Raw genomic sequence first — 16,356 nt, forward strand, 5'->3', positions numbered from 1 at the left:
TCCTGTCACACTTTAAGATTTCCCTCAGCCTCTCCTCCCCGCTCATCCTCCCCGCTGAATTTGGTGCAGGAGGAGGAGCGCGTCATGGCTGACGCGCAGAATGAAGCACATTCACCTCCGCCCTGACAGGACTGATTATGAAATTTGATCGCACCCGTTTTAAACACGCGCTAATCCGACAATGGCAACGTTTTGGTCTGCACGATGCGCAAGAGATGACGCCCAACCAATGGTGGCAGGCGCTGAGTGGCGCACTGGCCGACATGCTGGCGGAGATGCCTGCGCCACCTGCGGCCACGCCGCAGCGTCACGTTAACTACATCTCGATGGAGTTTTTGATTGGTCGTCTCACCGGCAACAATCTGCTCAACCTTGGCTGGTATGACGAGGTGAACGAGGCGCTGGCCGAGTGGAATATCACGCTAAGCGACGTGGAAGCGTGTGAGACCGATCCGGCGCTAGGCAACGGCGGTTTGGGTCGGCTCGCCGCCTGTTTTCTCGATTCGATGGCAACCGTGGGACAACCCGCCACCGGCTACGGACTCAGTTATCAGTACGGTCTGTTCCGCCAGCACTTTGTTGATGGTGCGCAACAGGAGATGCCGGATGACTGGCAGCGCGACAGCTATCCGTGGTTTAACCATAACGCGGCGTTAACTGTGCCGGTGCATCTCGGCGGCAAAGTCATCACGCACAATGGCGTTGCGCGCTGGGAGCCGGCGGTGCAAATTCTCGGCGAAGCCTGGGATCTGCCGGTAGTCGGTTATCAGAATGGCGTCACTCAGCCGCTGCGCTTGTGGCAGGCGAAACATGCGCAGCCGTTTAATCTGCAGCGCTTCAATAACGGGGATTTTCTGCGCGCCGAGCAGCCGGGCATTGAAGCTGAAAAACTCACTAAAGTGCTCTACCCCAACGACAATCACGACAACGGCAAAAAGCTGCGCCTGATGCAGCAGTATTTCCAGTGCGCTTGCTCGCTGGCGGATATTCTGCGCCGTCATCAGCGCGCCGGACGCAGCATTGCCAGCTTGCCGGATTATGAGGTGATTCAGCTCAACGATACCCATCCCACGCTGGCGATCCCCGAGCTGATGCGCCTGCTGTTGGATGAACACGCGCTGAGCTGGGACGAGGCGTGGCATATTACCCAGCGCACCTTTGCGTACACCAATCACACCTTGATGCCTGAAGCGCTGGAGTGCTGGGATGTGCGCATGGTGCGCGCCCTGCTGCCGCGCCATATGCTGATCGTTAACCAACTCAATGCCCAATTGAAAAAGCAGGTTGAAGCGCGCTGGCCGGGCGACGAAGTGACCTGGGCGAAACTGGCGCTGGTACACAATAACCAGCTGCGTATGGCTAATCTCTGCGTCACCAGCGGCTTTGCGGTGAACGGGGTGGCGGCGCTGCACTCGCAGCTGGTGGTGAAAGATCTGTTCCCGGAATATCACGCGCTGTGGCCGGAGAAATTCCATAACGTCACCAACGGCATCACGCCGCGCCGCTGGATTAATCAGTGCAATCCGGCGCTGGCGGCGTTGATCAGCCAAACCCTCGATCAGCCGTGGATCACCGATCTCGATCAGCTGAAAACGTTAGAGACCTATGCCGATCACGCCGCATTCCAGGCGCAGTATCGCGCCATCAAGCAGCAGAACAAGGTTTCACTCACGCAATGGATTGCAGAACGCACCGGCATCCAGGTGAATCCTGAGGCGATGTTTGATGTGCAGATCAAGCGCCTGCACGAGTACAAGCGTCAGCATCTGGCGTTGCTGCACATTATCGCGCTGTGGCAAACGCTGGTGAGCGATCCGCAGGCCAACCTGACGCCGCGCGTGGTGCTGTTTGGTGCCAAGGCCGCGCCGGGTTACATGCTGGCCAAAAACATCATCTACGCGATTAACAAAGTGGCGGCCACCATCAACAACGATCCGCGCATTGGCGATCGCCTGAAAGTGGTGTTTGTGCCTGATTACAACGTTACGGTTGCCGAGCGGCTGATCCCGGCGGCGGATCTCTCCGAGCAGATTTCTACCGCTGGCAAAGAGGCATCCGGCACCGGCAACATGAAGCTGGCGCTGAACGGCGCCTTAACCATCGGCACGCTGGATGGCGCCAATGTGGAGATCGCTGAGCAGGTTGGGCGCGACAATATCTTTATCTTTGGTCATACCGTTGATCAGGTCAGCGCGTTGCAAGCAGAAGGTTACTCGCCTGACGCGTGGCGCAAAAAAGATGCGCAGCTGGATCGGGTATTGAAAGCGTTAGAAGACGGCACCTTTAGCGACGGCGACGTCACCGCGTTCGAGCCGCTGCTGCACAGCCTGAGCGCCAAAGGCGGCGATCCTTATCTGGTGCTGGCCGATTTTCGTCACTATCTCAACGCGCAGGCACAGGCAGAAACCTTGTGGGCCGACCAGCATGGTTGGACGCGCGCCGCGATCCTCAACACCGCGCGCTGCGGCATGTTCAGCGCCGATCGCGCCATCCGCGACTATCAGCAACGCATCTGGCAGGCCGCGCGATGAACAGTACCATGATGCCAACCGCCGAAATCGCCAGCGAATACATCGACGCGCACGGCCAGCTGCAATCGGTTTCTGCCGGTACCCGCCAGCGTTTGCTGGCGGCGATGCATCCCGCGCAACCGCACGCTTCGCCGCTGCCGCCGATATTGATCGTGCAGGAAGAACACGCGGAGATTGTGCTGCCTGCGCCCGGCATAACAGGCGAATGGCAGCTGATCGCGGAACAGGGCGAACGCTGGCAAGGGCGCGCTATCGCCAACCAGCCGATCGTTTTGCCTGCGCTGCCTTTGGGTTATCACCAGCTAAGCTTTAGCGCCCAGCAGCAGGCATTTCACTGTCGGATTATTGTCGCGCCCGTGCGCTGTTACGAGCCACCAGCCATCCAGCAAGGGCAATCGCTGTGGGGCGCCTGCATTCAGCTGTATACCTTGCGGTCGGCGTCCAACTGGGGAATCGGCGATTTCAGCGACTTAAAGCAGATGCTGGTTGAGGTCGCGCAGCGCGGCGGTGCCTGTATTGGGCTGAACCCGCTGCATGCGCTGTTCCCGGCAACGCCGGAAAGCGCCAGTCCGTACAGCCCTTCGTCGCGGCGCTGGCTCAATATGCTGTATATCGATGTCGCCGCCGTTGAGGATTTTACGCTGAGTGAAGAAGCGCAACGCTGGTGGCAGGCGGACAGCACGCAGCAAGTGCTACGGGCGGCGCGGGACGCTGAATGGGTCGATTATTCAGCGGTCACTGCGCTCAAACTGCAGGCGCTGCGTCTCGCCTGGCAGCAGTTCAGGCAGCGCGGTGCGGATGATGGCCTGGTTGTCGCCTTTGAATGTTTTATGCAGCAAGGCGGTGAAAGTCTGCTGCATCAGGGCGTGTTTGATGCGCTGCACGCCGCACAGATCGCCGAAGACCCTCAGCGTTACGACTGGACAACCTGGCCTGCGGCGTTGCAGTCGCCCGAGAGCGCAGCGGTGCGGGCATTCCGCATCGAACACACCTATGACGTGCGCTTTTATCTGTGGCTGCAATGGCTGGCCGCGCGCCAGTTTGCTGATTGCTGGGCGGTGTGCCAGCAGCAGGCGATGCCGATTGGCTTATACCGCGATTTGGCCGTGGGCGTGGCGCAGGGCGGCGCGGAAACCTGGAGCGATCGCGAGCTTTACTGCTTGCAGGCCAGCGTCGGCGCGCCGCCGGATATCCTCGGCCCGCTGGGCCAGAACTGGGGATTGCCGCCGATGGATCCGCAGATTATGCAGGCGCGCGCCTACCAGCCGTGGATTGATCTGCTGCGCGCCAACATGCACGACTGCGGCGCGCTGCGCATCGATCACGTGATGGCGCTGCTGCGACTGTGGTGGATCCCGCAGGGCGAAAGCGCGGCCGAAGGCGCGTATGTGCATTATCCCATCGACGATCTGCTGGCGATTCTGGCGCTGGAGAGTCAGCGTCATCACTGCATGGTGATTGGTGAGGATTTGGGTACGGTGCCGGAGAAGATCATCGGCAAGCTCTACCACGCGGGCGTTTACTCTTACAAAGTGCTCTATTTTGAGCAGACGTCCAAAGTGGCCTTTCGCGCCCCCGCCCGCTGGCCACGTCAGGCGATGGCGGTCGCTACTACCCACGATATGCCGACACTGCGCGGCTGGTGGCAAAGCGACGATTTACGGCTGGGCAGCGAGTTGGGGCTTTATCCTGATAAGCAAATTCTTGCCGGGCTGAATAAGTCACGCTTAGCCGCGCGCCGCGCGCTGTTTAAGAGCCTGCAACGCAGCAATTGCTTGCCCGAACAGGCCGAACCGCAGGTGATGGATCGCGGGTTAAGTGCGGCGATGCAGCGTTATCTGGCCGACAGCAATAGCGCGCTGCTGGGCCTGCAACCTGAAGAGTGGCTGGATATGGCTTCCCCGGTGAATATTCCCGGCACCACCCGCCAATATCCCAACTGGCGCCGCAAACTCAGCGCTTCGCTGGAGGCGATGTTTGCTGACCCGCAGATCAATGCGTTGTTGGCGGATATCGATCAACGGAGGCGGAAAGTGAAATGAATGTTCGCCACGGATGGCGAACTTACCTGTCGCACTCACCCGTAGCGGCGCGATTCATTGCGTAATGCTTGTAAGTTAAGAAAGCATGTTGCTTTGAATAGGTAGCGGGCTCTGACACATCTGCTGCGTCACGGGCCGTCCTCGCGCCGCTAGCGCGGTACCTTCGGCTTCCACGTTGTGCCAACGGACCGTTCGGGGATCGGCCGTCCTGGCCGGCCCCGAACTGCCTCACGCATCCATGCGTGAGGCTCCTGGCCCAACGTAAAAGCCTCAGCGCTGCGGATAGCCCTTTTGCCGCAGCAGACGCGCCAGCGCCTGAAACGAATGAGCCCTTTTAACAATACGCACTGAAGTTAATGAGCAGGCCGGGGGCACTTTTGGGCAGGCAATCCGCAGCGCTGAACGCAGCGAGGAAGCCAGGAGAGCCCGCAGGACGCGGGCGAAAGGCGGAGCCGGAACAAGGAGGTTCCGTCTCTGCCGGTCCGTCAGGCAGACGAGCGAAGTGAAGGTACCGCGCTAGCGGCGCGAGGACCGCCAGCCCAAAAGTGTCCCCGGCCTGCGCACTCGTCGTTGGCTTAACTGACAAGCATTACGCAATTCATTGCGCAATGTCGATCTGACAGGCACCGCATCAAATACCGCACATTTCGTAGCGGCGCGAATTATCGCGCAATAAATTGCGCCGCTACGAACTTTGGCTCCCAATAAAAAAGGTGCGCCGAAGCGCACCAGATGGGACAAATCAGCACTGCCGGGGCGGATTACCCCTTGCCTTTAACACTGCTGATAAACACCTGTCTGGCCGACGTGGAGCCTAAACGCTCGGCCTCATCCAGCAGCTTCAACGCCTTATCGATATTGCCCTTCTCAACGGCTTCGCGGATGTTCTGATTAAAGTAACTTTCGGTATCCGTCATGATCGGTTTAGGTTTTGCATCCGAAACCGGGGCAGCACGATAAGTCGCCGGCGCAACCGGCTGCGTATTGCCCACCGTTACCGGCGCAGGACTCGATGATCCAAACAGTGGTCCAACCAAAATGGATGAACCTGAACTGGTTTTCACTTTCAGTTTCAGGGTGCCATCGCGGCTGTGCTGCGCAATCGGATCGGGAATATCCGGCACCGCATTGCCAGTACCGCGTGCGTAGGCTTTTGCCGGATCCAATAACGTGGTGGTTTCGGTCAAATCCTTCTCGGTGGTGAATACCAGCAGATAGATCTTTTGTTGACCCAGCGCAGGCGTCAGTTTCATCACGCCTTCCAGCCGATCCGCCGCCATCACGCCCGGCTGCTGGTAGGTGAAAAAGCGCGCCGGGAACCAGGCCGCCGGACGCATGTTCTCATCCAGCACCAGCACATTCGGTGCGAACACCTGATTTTGTTTCACTTCACTGCTCAGCGTAATGGTGAGTTCACCGATATTGGCTGGCAAGCTGTAGGCCGCCACCGAACCCGTCACGCCCGCTGCATTCAGGTTGCTGTGGCTCTCGCTCAGCGTAGTGACCTGCGTGCGGGAGGTATCGACCGGCAGCCAGCTCAGCGTTTGCAGGCTGGCGGCGGGGAATGTGGGCGCGGCAGAGAGATCCTGTGGCACCAGATTGACATCCGCGAGCGCCGGTAAACTTTGGCCGGCCAGCAGCGCGGCGCTCAGGCAGAGCGCAAAAACCGTTTTTTTCATTCTCATTGTATAACCTCAAAAAACTGTCAGGCGGCGGCGCGAACCAGGCAATGGCGCACCGCGCCGAAAAGAGATTGTCTCAGTTAAGCCACATGCGGGAGCATTACCACCAAATCTCCATCTGCGCCCCGAATGTCACCTCATCGTCGTTGCCACGGCTGTTGGTCAGAATGCCGTTGCCGCTGCTGTCGTTAGAAGCAAAGGAGGTCAAATCACCTGAGCTGTCTTTGCTGTAGCCCCATTTCTCATCCCACTTGGCGTAGGTCGCGAACAGACGCAGCGCCGGACGCGACCAGATGCTGTCGCCCGCCTGCCACTGTTGCGCCAACGTCACTTTGTACTGGCCGTTGCGCTCGTTAACCTGCTGCGACTTCACGTTGTCATAGCCCACTTCAAGCAGCGTGCTCATGATTGGCGTCCATTTGTACATGGGGCGCACGCCCACGGTGTACCACTCGGTACCACGGTTGTTATCGAGATCGGTGTTCTGGTACATGGCGACATACATCAGATCCCAGCGATCGGCGAGGCTAATCGCACCGTGATCGAGTACGCGATACATGCTGCCGCTGTTGTTGATGTTGGTGCCCTGCGGCAGCCCTTTGCCCTGCGACGTCAACGCATCGGTGGCGTACTGCAGCACGAATTTGTTGTAGCCCTTCAGCATGCTCTGCGTATGTTCAGCGGTGAACATCCAGCCATCTTTGGAGGCGTTATCTTCGAGGCGATAACCGTCACGCGCGTTGGCGCGGCCATAATCGACGCCCAGCTCCAGCACGCCGTTCGGGTTGGTTTCAAGACCTGCGAGGCGCACATCAAACACGTCGTTGGCGGTGCTGGTGGCGTAATCACGGATCTGATCGCTGGAGAAGGTGTAAGAACCGCCCGCTTCGGAGGAGCGCGTGGCGGCAAAGGAGAGTTTGCCGAAGCCGAGATCGACATCTTCCAGACCGGCACCAGGACCGGAAATATCCCAGTAGTAGAAGTCGATCATATGCACGTCATGACGCTGGTAGAAACGCTTACCGGCCCAGATGGTGGAACCCGGCAGCGCGTCGATCAGGTTTTTGCCTTTGACGTTGGCTTCGCGGAACGCTGGCGAGGTCGCTTCCCAGTCATTCTGCTGAGAAACCGAATAGGCGACGTTGGTATCGAAGTAGAAGCTCTTATCGCCCTCTTTCCACACTTCCTGGCCCAGCTTCAGCTCAGCGTAGGTTTCACATTCGTTGCCCAGACGGTATTTACTTTGAGCGCCGGTGGCCTGAAAACATTGCTGTTCCCCGCCGCTGCCGGTCCAGCCGATGCCGGAACGGGCATAGCCGGTAAAATCGACTGCCATCGACGGGGCAGCGAGCGTGCCTGCCGCGATAGCAACCGCGATAGGGAGTTTGCGCAGAGTTAACATTTTCTATCTCCTGAGGTCATTGCTTTTATTGTTTTGCAGGGCTAAACACCGGGTTCCTGATGTAGCCGGCGACAGGCGCTACCATCTTCACGGAAAAGATGGCAACGCTCTGGCGGCAGGCCGATGCCCATCAGGGCGCCCTCTTCTACCAGCACGACGTCCTCCTGGCGATAAACCAGGCTTTGACGAATGGCGGGAATCTGGATGTGAATTTGCGTTTCGTGTCCCAGCTGCTCCACCACCGTCACCTCGCCTTCGAGGGTGACGTCAGCGATATCGCTGGAGAGCAGATGTTCGGGACGAATGCCTAACGACATGTTGCTGCCCACCTGCACACCGGCGCTGTCGACCGGCAGCCACACCAGCTGGGTATTGGGTAAACGCACCTGAACCTGATCGATGGCGGTGGCGGTGACTTTTACCGGTAAGAAATTCATGCGCGGTGAGCCGATAAAACCGGCAACAAAACGATTGGCGGGATAGTGATACAGCTCGAGCGGCTTGCCGACCTGGGCAACGTGGCCGCCATCCAGCACCACGATCTTATCAGCCAGCGTCATCGCTTCGGTCTGATCATGGGTGACGTAAATCATGGTGCGCTTCAAACGCTTATGCAGGCGTGAGATCTCGATGCGCATCTGCACGCGCAGCGCCGCATCAAGGTTGGAGAGCGGCTCATCAAGTAAAAACACCCGTGGTTCCGCCACCAGCGTTCGGCCAATCGCCACGCGCTGACGCTGCCCGCCCGACAACGCTTTCGGACGGCGATCCAGCAGATGCGCCAGCTGCAGCACTTCCGCCACCTGATTGACCCGCTGCTGAATCTCCGCTTTGCGCGTGCCGGCCAACTTCAGGCCGAACGACATGTTCTCAGCCACCGAAAGGTGGGGATACAACGCGTAGGACTGAAACACCATGCCGATGCCGCGCTCGGCGGGCGGCACCTCATTCATGCGTTTGTCGCCAATAAACAGATCGCCGCTGGTGATGGTTTCCAGACCGGCAATCATGCGCAGCAGCGTCGATTTGCCGCAGCCTGAAGGTCCGACAAAAACCACGAACTCGCCTTCAGCGATCTCAAGGCTGATGTTTTTCGACACCTCGGTTTCGCCCCACACCTTGGAGACACTGCGCAACGTAACGCTCGACATGATGCTTTCCTCTCAGCTTGCTATTCCTTGTCCGCAAGTCGGCGGACAGACCCCGGCGACCACTATGGGCAAGGAGATAACCGCCGACATCCTCCACCGCACGGCGTCAGCGTGGGGGAGGAGACGGGAGGAGGAGATCTTGCAAACCTGTCTGATAAAACGCGGCAGGCAACCATTTTTGTGAGCTATGACGCAGAGCAGAGCGACGATTGTGTGCGCCAGCCCGTGATAACCGGGTGGTTTTGCAACGCAGATCACATCAGGTGATAAGCAGGCGTAGAGCCGGGGAGGATGAGAAGCGGCGGCAGATACTCACAATGTGGCAGGTAAAACGATTTCCGTTTCCGCTAACAGGATGGAGTTATGACAATGAAAACCGGTGCACGCATTCTTGCCCTTTCCGCCCTGACGGCCGTGCTGTTTTCAGCCTCTGCCGTTGCAAAGATTGAAGAGGGAAAGCTGGTCATCTGGATCAACGGCGACAAGGGCTACAACGGCCTGGCTGAAGTGGGTAAAAAGTTTGAGCAGGAGACCGGCATCAAAGTGACGGTTGAGCATCCGGACAAAATGGAAGAGAAGTATCCGCAGGTGGCCGCCACCGGCGACGGCCCGGACATCATCTTCTGGGCGCACGATCGCTTTGGCGGCTATGCGCAGTCAGGCTTGTTAGCGGAGATCTCCCCGGACGCGCGCTTCCAGGAGAAAATCTTCCCCTTCACCTGGGATGCGGTGCGCTTCAACGGCAAGCTGATCGGTTATCCAATTTCGGTTGAGTCCTTGTCACTCATCTACAACAAAGATCTGCTGCCTGAGCCGCCAAAAAGCTGGGAAGAGATCGCCGCCATTGATAAGAAAATGCGCGCGCAGGGCAAGAGCGCCATGATGTTTAACCTGCAGGAGCCGTACTTCACCTGGCCGCTGCTGGCGGCGGGCGGCGCTTATGCCTTTAAGCTCAACGATGGCCGTTACGACGTGAAAGATACCGGCGTGGATAACGCAGGGGCAAAAGCGGGCATGAGCTTCCTTGTTGATCAGGTGAAGGCCAAAACGCTGAATGCCGATACTGATTACTCCATCGCCGAAGCCGCCTTCAATAAGGGGCAAACCGCCATGACCATTAACGGGCCGTGGGCGTGGAGCAACATCGATAAGAGCAAAATCAACTACGGCGTCACGCTGCTGCCCACGCTGCATGGCAAAAACTCCAAAACCTTCGTCGGCGTACTGAGTGCCGGCATCAATGCCGCCAGCCCGAATAAAGAGCTGGCCAAAGAGTTCCTGGAAAATTACCTGCTGACCGATTCTGGTCTTGATGCGGTTAACAAAGACAAACCGCTCGGCGCGGTGGCGCTGAAATCGTTCCAGCAGACGCTGGAAAAAGATGAGCGCATTGCCGCCACCATGACCAACGCGCGCAACGGCGATATCATGCCAAACATTCCGCAGATGGCTGCCTTCTGGTACGCGATGCGCACCGCCACGCTGAATGCGCTGAGCGGACGTCAAAGCGTCGATGCGGCGCTGAAAGATGCGCAGGCACGACTCAACAAGTAATCCTCTCTACCAGAGCCGGCGCAATCCGGCTCGTTACTGGCTGTTAAGGAAAACCGCATCATGTCAGGAAAACCGAAAACAGCACGGTTCAGCGCCGTGCTGAAAGCTCTTTTTCTCGGTATCTGCTGTCTGCTGGTCGGCTATCTGCTCGTGCTGATGTATGCAAAAGGTGAATATCTGTTTGCGCTGGTAACGCTGATTATCAGCGCCGTCGGCATCTGGATTTATGCCAATCGTCGCGCTTACGCCTGGCGCTATGTCTATCCCGGACTTGCCGGCATGGCGCTGTTCGTACTGTTTCCCCTCGCCTGTACCGTGGCGATTGCCTTTACCAACTACAGCAGCACCAACCAGCTGACGCTGGAACGTGCACAACAGGTGTTGCTGAGCCGTCAATATCAGGATGGTTCGGCGCTGAACTTCTCGCTGATCCCGGCGGGCGATCGCTGGCAGCTGGTGCTAACCGAAGCGGCCAACGGGCAAACCTTCGTTTCGCCTGCGTTTGCCTTTGGCGGAGCACAAAAGCTGAAACTCACCAGCGCCCCGCCACCGCCGGGCGAACGCGCCACGTTGCGCATCGTCACCACCAATCGCCAGGCGCTGAACCAGATTCAGGCCGAACTGCCGGATGGTCGTCAGGTGGTGATGAGCTCGCTGCGTCAGTTCTCCGGCACGCGCCCGTTGTATGTACTGCAAGCCAACGGCGACCTGAAAAATCAGCAAAGCGGCGCGCTTTATCAGGCCAATCGTGAGAGCGGTTTCTATCAGAACAGCAGCGGCGAGGCGCTGAGTCCGGGCTTCACGGTGAATACCGGCTGGAAGAATTTCATTCGCGTATTTACCGATGAAGGGATTCAAAAACCGTTTCTGGCGATCTTTGGCTGGACGCTGCTGTTTTCGTTTGTGACGGTGATTCTCACCGTGGCGGTCGGCATGGTGCTGGCTTGCTTAGTGCAGTGGGAAGCGCTGAAAGGCAAAGCGGTGTATCGCGTGATGCTGATTTTGCCCTACGCCGTGCCGGCGTTTATCTCGATATTGATCTTCAAAGGCTTATTCAACCAGAGCTTCGGTGAAATCAACGTGATGCTGAAAGCGCTGTTTGGCTTCCAGCCCGCGTGGTTTAGCGATCCGACGCTGGCGCGCACCATGCTGGTGATCGTCAATACCTGGCTGGGTTATCCCTACATGATGATTCTCTGCATGGGGCTGCTGAAAGCGATTCCAGACGATCTCTATGAAGCTTCGGCGATGGACGGCGCCGGGCCGCTGCAGAACTTCTTCCTGATTACCCTGCCGCTGCTGTTGAAGCCGCTGATGCCGCTAATGATTGCCAGTTTTGCCTTTAACTTTAATAACTTCGTGCTGGTGCAGCTGCTGACCAACGGCGGACCGGATCGTATCGGCACCACCACGCCAGCGGGTTACACCGATTTGCTGGTCAATTACACCTGGCGCATTGCGTTTGAAGGTGGCGGCGGACAGGACTTTGGTCTGGCGGCAGCGATTGCCACGCTGATCTTCCTGCTGGTGGGCGCGCTGGCGGTAATCAATCTTAAAGCCGTGCGGATGAAATTCGATTAAGGAGGCGTTATGGCTATGGTGCAACCCAAATCGCAAAAGCTGCGTCTGTTGATGACGCATCTGCTGCTGCTGATGTTTATTGCGGGAATCCTGTTTCCGCTGCTGATGGTGTTCGCTATCTCACTGCGCGCCGGTAACTTCGCCACCGGCTCGCTGATCCCGGAGCAGATTTCCTGGGAACACTGGCAGCTGGCGTTAGGTTTCAGCGTGGAGCACGCCGATGGCCGCGTGACGCCGCCGCCCTTCCCGGTGCTGCTGTGGTTGTGGAACTCGGTGAAAATCGCCGCCATCAGCGCGATTGGCATTGTGGCGCTTTCCACCACCTGCGCGTATGCCTTTGCGCGCATGCGTTTTGCCGGGCGCGCCACGCTGTTAAAAGGCATGCTGATTTTCCAGATGTTCCCAGCGGTGCTGTCGCTGGTGGCGCTCTATGCGCTGTTTGATCGCCTGGGACAATATCTGCCATTTATCGGTCTGAATACGCATGGCGGCGTGATTTTTGCCTATCTCGGCGGCATCGCCCTGCACGTCTGGACCATTAAAGGCTATTTCGAAACCATCGACGGTTCGCTGGAAGAAGCCGCCGCGCTGGATGGCGCCACGCCGTGGCAGGCGTTCCGGCTGGTGCTGTTGCCGCTCTCGGTGCCGATTCTGGCGGTGGTGTTTATTCTGGCATTTATTGCCGCCGTCACCGAAGTGCCGGTTGCGTCACTGCTGCTGCGCGATGTGAATAGCTACACGCTGGCGGTTGGCATGCAGCAATATTTGAACCCGCAAAACTATCTGTGGGGCGACTTTGCCGCGGCGGCGGTGCTCTCTGCAATTCCGATTACGCTGGTGTTCCTGCTGGCCCAACGCTGGCTGGTCAGCGGCCTGACGGCCGGTGGCGTGAAAGGCTAACCCGTTTATTATCCTCCTTCCTCAATGTTCACTGCAGTTGAGGGTTTTGGCGGCCTTAGGGCCGCTTTTTTTATGGGTGTGGGGTTATTACAGATCCTTTTGTCACCAGACATAGAACGAATCAATGCGGTCGCGTCAAATTTGGTTAGGGTTTCCGAGTAGTAGAGGCCGCGATCATCTTCTCAAACAATAGGTGTAACGGGTTGAAAAATGAATGTTGCGCTCATGCGACGCTGTGTTTGGAATTTATCAAAAGCGTCAATCGGGCTGACATTTTCCAGATTGCTAAAGTTGAGCCGTTCAAATAAATAACGTTCAATACGTGAGGATAGGATGTATTCATCATTTAAGTGCCCGGTATGTTTACTGATTCGCTGAGTAAAGCCGCTAATGATAACGGTATTAAATGGCAGCGCGCAAAAAGCCATACCAGCCAGCCGCAATACGATACCGTGCACATGCAAAGCATAACGTTCTCGCATCGCCTTTTGTGACAACTCTTTTTCAATAATCTCTGTTCCACGGGCATTCACCCGTACTGATGAAGTAGGCAGCATTTCATATTCTGGCAAATCTACTTCAATGAGAATTTCAGATGTGGAGGCATTCACCTGAAACGACACCAGCGTCTCGCGTGGCCAGTCTGCAGCTTGAATGACTTCGGACAGAAGTGATTCGAAATAGCTGTTATCGGTGGCGAATTGCGATTCAATATTTGCCAACTTGCTTGCAATCTTCTTTTCATGTTCAGCCGCATCGAATTTCCAGTTAGCGTATAGCTCCGCCCAGCGCTGACGCATCGCCTGATATCGCTTCAGAGAAAGTTCGTTTTCCTGTTCGCACTCTTTTACTTCTCGTTGCCATTGCTCAATATTACGTGTTTGCCGATCCAGGCGAGCAGAAGCTGATTCAAATATTCGTCCAATAAGACCACGACCTTGATTGTCTTCAGGTTGTTCAGGTGCAATAAGAGGAACGGGCTTTTCGGGACGGACAGGTGCAGGCACATTGTAGGGCTGCAACATCAACTGCCGATAATGCGCTTCGAGCTCGGAGTAGGAATGCCCCGTACGAGAATCAGGTGTAAGGAGATAGATATTCACAATATCGTCTACAGCCTGATTCAGCGCTTCCACCTCTTGCTCAAGCTCTTGCCGTAAATAGGGATCCTCTTGTCGAGAAGCATTGCGTTTTCTGCTCGCTGCACTTGCTCGATCTAAACGAGTTCGATAGCTCAATCCCGTCCCTGGAAGTCCCAGATTGGCATAAGTACCGCGTTTGCCGAACGAAACGGATGCCCCTCGCGGCCCAACACTCATACTCGCACCCGAGGAGCTCAGGTTCATCCTTACACCGGGAATAATGCTTATCGATTTTCGAAATCTAAACCCCATGTTATTAACCATTCCTTTTGATTATTGAGTAAGGGTAAAAAATTGCCATTTTTCCCGGCTTAAGATGGCGATAAGATAGCCATCAATGTTGTGTTGCCAACCGTAAATATATCGTTATTCGAGTGCGGCTGAATGAAATTATACAGAACTTTATTGCCCAAGCATTTTTGAATACAGGTCGTAATTTTCCTCATCAAAGCAGACCATATTGACTTGCTCGATATTGGAATTCTCACGCAAACACTGTTCAATCACACCTAATGCGATTTCAGCCGCCAATGCTTTAGGGAATCTGTATATGCCAGTACTGATATTAGGAAACGAAACGGTTTGGATGCCATATTCTTCTACCAGTTTAAAACAGCTCAGATAGGCATTTTTCAACAGCGTTTCTTCGTCATGTTGCCCGTCATGCCAGTGTGGGCCAACGGTGTGAATGACGTATTTTGCTGGCAAATCACCCGCCGTGGTGATCACTGCATCTCCGACTTTGCAGCCACCTTGTCGATTTCTGATTTTCTGACACTCAGCCAAAATCGCTGGCCCGCCCGCACGATGGATGGCGCCATCAACTCCGCCGCCGCCAAGCAAGGAGGTATTGGCAGCGTTCACAATGGCTTCCACTGGGACTTTAGTTATATCGTCTTTGAGCAATGCTATTTTGTTCATCTATTTCTAATCCTCAGCGTCAGCAATCTTAGCCAGAAGCTAAGCAATCATCCTCTCATTCCATCCATCCTTAAACACAATGTTACCGTCCAAGTATTTCCATGTGATCGTTTCATATCGTAGCTCAATATTTTCCAGATGCGTGCTGGTCTGGCCGTTTGGCAGCAGAGCCGGTGAAATGCTGGAGATTTTGACGTTATCCAGGTGGATATTAAAATACTCAACCTCAATACCCGCTTCGTTAATTCGGTACATCTTGATGGTCGCTGATTTCAGCGTTCTGGCTTGACATAATGCACGAAACAGCACCGGCGTTGTTCTATCAAACTCCTTTCGAACGGATATTGGTGCATGAATTCTTATGGCCGTAAGCCTTCCCGTGTGCGGATCCACCGGGATGGTAATGTTGTGCATGAGGGAGTTGAGCTCTATCGAACCGAGTCTGGTCGGCATCATGCACGAACCTACAAAAGGATATCCACTTTCATCGTCTAACCAGAGATGTGCTGGAACAGACATATTAATTCTTTTGAATTTAACGAAATTTATTAATAGAAATTATTAGCGTGAGGAGATATACAAGGCCCACGCTCGTCATTCCACTCTCTGGATAGAAATAAACTTTAAGCACACCAAACACGAGTGTACATAAAACCGGAACATAGATGCATAGCAACAATTTTAATTGTTCTACTAACCATCTCTTCAAATACCCCATCCTATTTCACTCCAACCTACTCGTATGCAAACCTGAAGAGCATTATGTTTCAGCACGCTAAACATTCTCTATTACACTCTTAAATTTAACGACATTTGTAGATAACAAATGAAAGGGCGCAGAGATAAAATATTCCTACACCTAACATACTGCTTTCTGGAAAAAAGTAGATTTGTAGCAGCGCAAAAAGCATTGTTGATACTATCGGAACGTAAGTGCAGATCAGAAATTTCGATTCTGATATTAACCATTTTTTTAAAAACTCTCTCATTATTTCTCTACTAACTTCATCAATCCCTCAGCAACTTCGTGATCTGAAAGCCATTGGCTTTTTAGCGCATCAGCGCGCATGAATGAAGGTTCGATAAGGAAATACATTATTTAGAGCTCACGAATATATTATGCGTGATAAGGAGAGCCTGATAGCCCCTTTATTGTTCTTACTGGCCTGACCGGAAACTGCATCAATAACGCCAGAAACTGTGTTGTCGAATTTTTCTGCTAGAATCCTTTGCGCCTGAAGCTGTTTTATGACCGCATCACTGTGGTACATATATATCCCTATTTTGATTCCATTAACCTTGCAAACTATAGGACAATGATACTATGACTTGAAGCTAAATCTCAGTCTTCAACGTTTTAGGAAATCTATGTACCCCTGTGCTGATATAGGGAAACAAAACGATTCAGTGTCTTATTCGCCTACCCGTTAAAAACGGCTCAGGAGGTATT

11 protein-coding genes are annotated in these 16,356 nt (G+C 55.2%); 5 read left to right on the forward strand and 6 right to left on the reverse strand.

The window, feature by feature from the left end:
- Positions 1-137: 137 nt before the first annotated feature.
- Positions 138-2,531 (forward strand): maltodextrin phosphorylase, encoded by a 2,394-nt coding sequence (malP, locus tag FCN45_RS20460; RefSeq protein ID WP_137387050.1) that lies wholly within the window; start codon positions 138-140, stop codon positions 2,529-2,531.
- Positions 2,528-4,573 carry a 4-alpha-glucanotransferase gene (gene malQ / locus FCN45_RS20465; RefSeq protein ID WP_137387051.1) on the forward strand — a complete coding sequence of 682 codons (2,046 nt, stop codon included), beginning with the start codon at positions 2,528-2,530 and terminating at the stop codon, positions 4,571-4,573. The genes malP and malQ overlap by 4 nt, the downstream gene beginning before the upstream one ends.
- Positions 4,574-5,334: 761 nt before the next feature.
- On the opposite strand, the gene malM is transcribed toward malQ, so the two are convergent.
- The 3 genes from malM to malK all read right to left on the reverse strand — a co-directional run bounded on the left by malM (position 5,335) and on the right by malK (position 8,808).
- Positions 5,335-6,258, reverse strand: a complete 924-nt coding sequence (gene malM, locus FCN45_RS20470; protein ID WP_137387052.1) for a maltose operon protein MalM — start codon at positions 6,256-6,258, stop codon at positions 5,335-5,337.
- Between the two features lie 97 nt (positions 6,259-6,355).
- A complete protein-coding gene (locus FCN45_RS20475; protein WP_137387053.1) occupies positions 6,356-7,657 on the reverse strand; it encodes a maltoporin in 1,302 nt (433 codons plus the stop codon).
- Between the two features lie 41 nt (positions 7,658-7,698).
- Positions 7,699-8,808: a maltose/maltodextrin ABC transporter ATP-binding protein MalK gene (gene malK, locus FCN45_RS20480; protein ID WP_101761287.1), complete on the reverse strand. Its 1,110-nt coding sequence runs from the start codon at positions 8,806-8,808 to the stop codon at positions 7,699-7,701.
- A gap of 363 nt (positions 8,809-9,171) precedes the next feature.
- Here malK and malE point away from each other — a divergent pair, with 363 nt between their 5' ends.
- The 3 genes from malE to malG are packed head-to-tail and all read left to right on the forward strand — an operon-like array spanning position 9,172 to position 12,843.
- Entirely contained in the window at positions 9,172-10,362 is a 1,191-nt protein-coding gene (gene malE / locus FCN45_RS20485) for a maltose/maltodextrin ABC transporter substrate-binding protein MalE (protein WP_110867144.1), read from the forward strand.
- A 60-nt stretch (positions 10,363-10,422) separates the two neighbouring features.
- Positions 10,423-11,943 carry a maltose ABC transporter permease MalF gene (malF, locus tag FCN45_RS20490; RefSeq protein ID WP_137387054.1) on the forward strand — a complete coding sequence of 507 codons (1,521 nt, stop codon included), beginning with the start codon at positions 10,423-10,425 and terminating at the stop codon, positions 11,941-11,943.
- A gap of 9 nt (positions 11,944-11,952) precedes the next feature.
- Entirely contained in the window at positions 11,953-12,843 is an 891-nt protein-coding gene (gene malG / locus FCN45_RS20495; RefSeq protein WP_008110659.1) for a maltose ABC transporter permease MalG, read from the forward strand.
- Between the two features lie 182 nt (positions 12,844-13,025).
- On the opposite strand, the gene FCN45_RS20500 is transcribed toward malG, so the two are convergent.
- From FCN45_RS20500 to FCN45_RS20510, 3 genes are all read right to left on the reverse strand, one after another.
- Positions 13,026-14,237 (reverse strand): DUF4236 domain-containing protein, encoded by a 1,212-nt coding sequence (locus tag FCN45_RS20500; protein ID WP_137387055.1) that lies wholly within the window; start codon positions 14,235-14,237, stop codon positions 13,026-13,028.
- 150 nt (positions 14,238-14,387) lie between these two features.
- Positions 14,388-14,906, reverse strand: coding sequence for an O-acetyl-ADP-ribose deacetylase (locus FCN45_RS20505; protein ID WP_137387056.1), 519 nt, complete (start codon positions 14,904-14,906; stop codon positions 14,388-14,390).
- Between the two features lie 39 nt (positions 14,907-14,945).
- Positions 14,946-15,425 (reverse strand): type VI secretion system tube protein TssD, encoded by a 480-nt coding sequence (locus tag FCN45_RS20510; protein WP_137387057.1) that lies wholly within the window; start codon positions 15,423-15,425, stop codon positions 14,946-14,948.
- Positions 15,426-16,356 lie beyond the last annotated feature (931 nt).

Origin of the sequence: Pantoea sp. SO10 (genome assembly GCF_005281435.1) — a bacterium.
Lineage (GTDB): Bacteria > Pseudomonadota > Gammaproteobacteria > Enterobacterales > Enterobacteriaceae > Pantoea > Pantoea leporis.

Bases quoted from the DNA above. Each gene is read 5' to 3' on its own strand.
- malP (WP_137387050.1), top strand. From the start codon at position 138: ATGAAATTTGATCGCACCCGTTTTAAACACGCGCTAATCCGACAATGG.
- malQ (WP_137387051.1), top strand. From the start codon at position 2,528: ATGAACAGTACCATGATGCCAACCGCCGAAATCGCCAGCGAATACATC.
- malM (WP_137387052.1), bottom strand. From the start codon at position 6,258: ATGAGAATGAAAAAAACGGTTTTTGCGCTCTGCCTGAGCGCCGCGCTG.
- FCN45_RS20475 (WP_137387053.1), bottom strand. From the start codon at position 7,657: ATGTTAACTCTGCGCAAACTCCCTATCGCGGTTGCTATCGCGGCAGGC.
- malK (WP_101761287.1), bottom strand. From the start codon at position 8,808: ATGTCGAGCGTTACGTTGCGCAGTGTCTCCAAGGTGTGGGGCGAAACC.
- malE (WP_110867144.1), top strand. From the start codon at position 9,172: ATGACAATGAAAACCGGTGCACGCATTCTTGCCCTTTCCGCCCTGACG.
- malF (WP_137387054.1), top strand. From the start codon at position 10,423: ATGTCAGGAAAACCGAAAACAGCACGGTTCAGCGCCGTGCTGAAAGCT.
- malG (WP_008110659.1), top strand. From the start codon at position 11,953: ATGGCTATGGTGCAACCCAAATCGCAAAAGCTGCGTCTGTTGATGACG.
- FCN45_RS20500 (WP_137387055.1), bottom strand. From the start codon at position 14,237: ATGGGGTTTAGATTTCGAAAATCGATAAGCATTATTCCCGGTGTAAGG.
- FCN45_RS20505 (WP_137387056.1), bottom strand. From the start codon at position 14,906: ATGAACAAAATAGCATTGCTCAAAGACGATATAACTAAAGTCCCAGTG.
- FCN45_RS20510 (WP_137387057.1), bottom strand. From the start codon at position 15,425: ATGTCTGTTCCAGCACATCTCTGGTTAGACGATGAAAGTGGATATCCT.